We start from the raw sequence: 1,984 nt of genomic DNA, 5'->3' as shown, positions 1-1,984 counted from the left end.
TCCATGTCGACCAGCGCCGCGTTGGCGCCGGCCGTGCGCGCATAGTAGACGCCGTTGACATAGATCCCGACGGTCGGATCGTTGTTCGAGGAAATCGAGGTCGGCGTGATGCCGCGCATGCCGATGATCATGTTGTTCTTGCCGACCGGGGTATCGACAATCAGGAGCGATGGCGCGTTCGCACTGAGCGCCTTGACGTCGACGATCTGCTTGTTGGCCAGTTCGGCCGCGCCGATGGCCGTGACCGCCGCCGGCACGTCCTGCAGCGCCTGCTCGCGCCGCTGGGCGGTCACCACCACCTTGGCTATCGGCGCTTCCGCCACGGCCTGCACGGCGCCCGCTTGCTGTTCTGCCGCCTCCGTGGGCGCCGCGGCGCAGGCCGCACCGCTGATCATCGTCATCGCGCAGCTGCCCGCAAGCAGTCCTGCCTTCGCAAATTGGGTCATGCATGGTCTCCGTATTTTTTATGGGTAGGACGAAACCGCCCGGGCCTGGCACATGGGGTGCAGGCCGGGCGGGTGTGGCAGGCGATGCGAGGGCGGCGAGGGACGCAATTGAGGATCACGGCCGCCGCGCGGTTTATTCCGGCGTGCGGCAGGAGGCGGCAAGCTTGTTGCCGTCCGGGTCACGGATATACGCGGCGTAGGCGTTGGGGGCGACCGGCCGTGGGCCGGGAGCGCCTTCGTCGAGCGCACCGAGTTCGATGGCCCGGCGGTGGAACTCGTCGATCGCCGCGCGGCTCGGCGCGGACAGGCCGATGGTGAAGCCATTGCCGGCCGTGGCAGGCTCGCCGTTGCGCGGGTAGCCGACCATGAACTGCGCGGCGCCGATGCCCCAGCCGCAAATGCGCCCGCCAACGCCGAGCAGGCGCGCGTAACCGAGCGGCTCGAGCACGTAGTCGTAGAAGGTCTTGGCGCGCTCGAGGTCCGTCGTGCCCAGGGTAACGTGGGTCAGTATCGTCATGCCGGTGTCTCCAGTATGAATAAAAAAATCGGCGCGGTCAGCGCTTGCTGACCTTGATGTCGGTGCGCTCCAGGTCCCAGGTGGTGGCGGTGCAGCCTTCCTCGCGCAGCTGGTATTTCAGGACGCGGCCCTGGGGATTCTTCGGCATCGCATCGCGAAACTCGATGTAGCGGGGCAGGGCGTAGTAGGGCACCGCATCGACCGCCCAGTGGAACAGGGCTTCCGGCTGCAGGATGCAGCCGGGCTTGAGGATGGCCGTGACCTTGACATCGTCCTCGCCGCGCTCGGACGGAACCGCATGCACCGCGACCTCCTCGATGTCGGGATGGATGGCGAATGCCGACTCCATTTCGAAACTGGAGATGTTCTCGCCGCGCCGGCGCAGGTAATCCTTTTTGCGGTCGACGAAGTAAAAGAAGCCGTCCTCGTCGAACCGGCCGATGTCGCCGCTGTGGAACCACATATTGCGCATCACCTTCATGGTGTCCGCCGGACGTCCCCAGTAGCCCATGAACATGATGTCGGGCCGCAGCGGGCGCACGACGATTTCGCCGGGCGTGTTGACGGGAAGTTCGCGGTCGAGGTCGTCCACGATGCGCACGTCGAAGTCCGGTATGCGCTTGCCCGACGAGCCCGGCGCCGCGTGCTCGCCCCCTGCGAGCGAAGTAATCACGCTCGCCTCGGTCAGCCCGTAGCCATTGCCTCCTACCTGGCGTGCGCCGAAACGCTCGCGCCAGACCTGCTTGGTTTCTTCCGTAAACGGATTGCCGCGCACGGTATGGATCTGGCCGACGCAGCGCCGCATCGCCTCGCTCTCAGGTGCTTGCGCCAGCAGGCCGCCCATGCCGCCGAGGATCGAGGCGATGGTGGCGCCGCTGCGCTCGACCTCCGGCCAGAAATTCGAGACCGAGAAGCGCGGAACAATGGCCACGCGCGCGCCCACCATGATGTTCGATAGCACGCCCACGCACATGGCGTTCATGTGGAACAGCGGCAGCGGCGTGATCGTGACGTCTTCGCC

Annotated in this window: 3 protein-coding genes; all 3 read right to left on the bottom strand. The window is 66.3% G+C overall.

Annotated features, from left to right (window positions below; translation table 11 throughout):
• The coding region (locus ACFPOU_RS23260; RefSeq protein ID WP_379727327.1) for a TonB-dependent receptor plug domain-containing protein at positions 1 to 446 on the bottom strand (446 nt) is incomplete at its 3' end.
• Positions 447 to 579: 133 nt separating this feature from the next.
• A complete protein-coding gene (locus ACFPOU_RS23255; RefSeq protein ID WP_379727324.1) occupies positions 580 to 963 on the bottom strand; it encodes a VOC family protein in 384 nt (127 codons plus the stop codon).
• 37 nt (positions 964 to 1,000) lie between these two features.
• Positions 1,001 to 1,984 (bottom strand): AMP-binding protein (locus ACFPOU_RS23250; protein WP_379727321.1); only part of this gene is annotated, 984 nt, incomplete at its 5' end.

It is taken from the genome of Massilia jejuensis (assembly GCF_042656795.1).
GTDB classification, from domain to species: Bacteria; Pseudomonadota; Gammaproteobacteria; order Burkholderiales; family Burkholderiaceae_D; genus Telluria; species Telluria jejuensis.
Note: the sequence above shows the minus strand (reverse complement) of the source record. Positions and strands in the feature narration are given on the sequence as shown.

Coding starts and splice junctions, on each gene's coding strand:
- ACFPOU_RS23255 (WP_379727324.1), bottom strand. CDS start 963: ATGACGATACTGACCCACGTTACCCTGGGCACGACGGACCTCGAGCGC.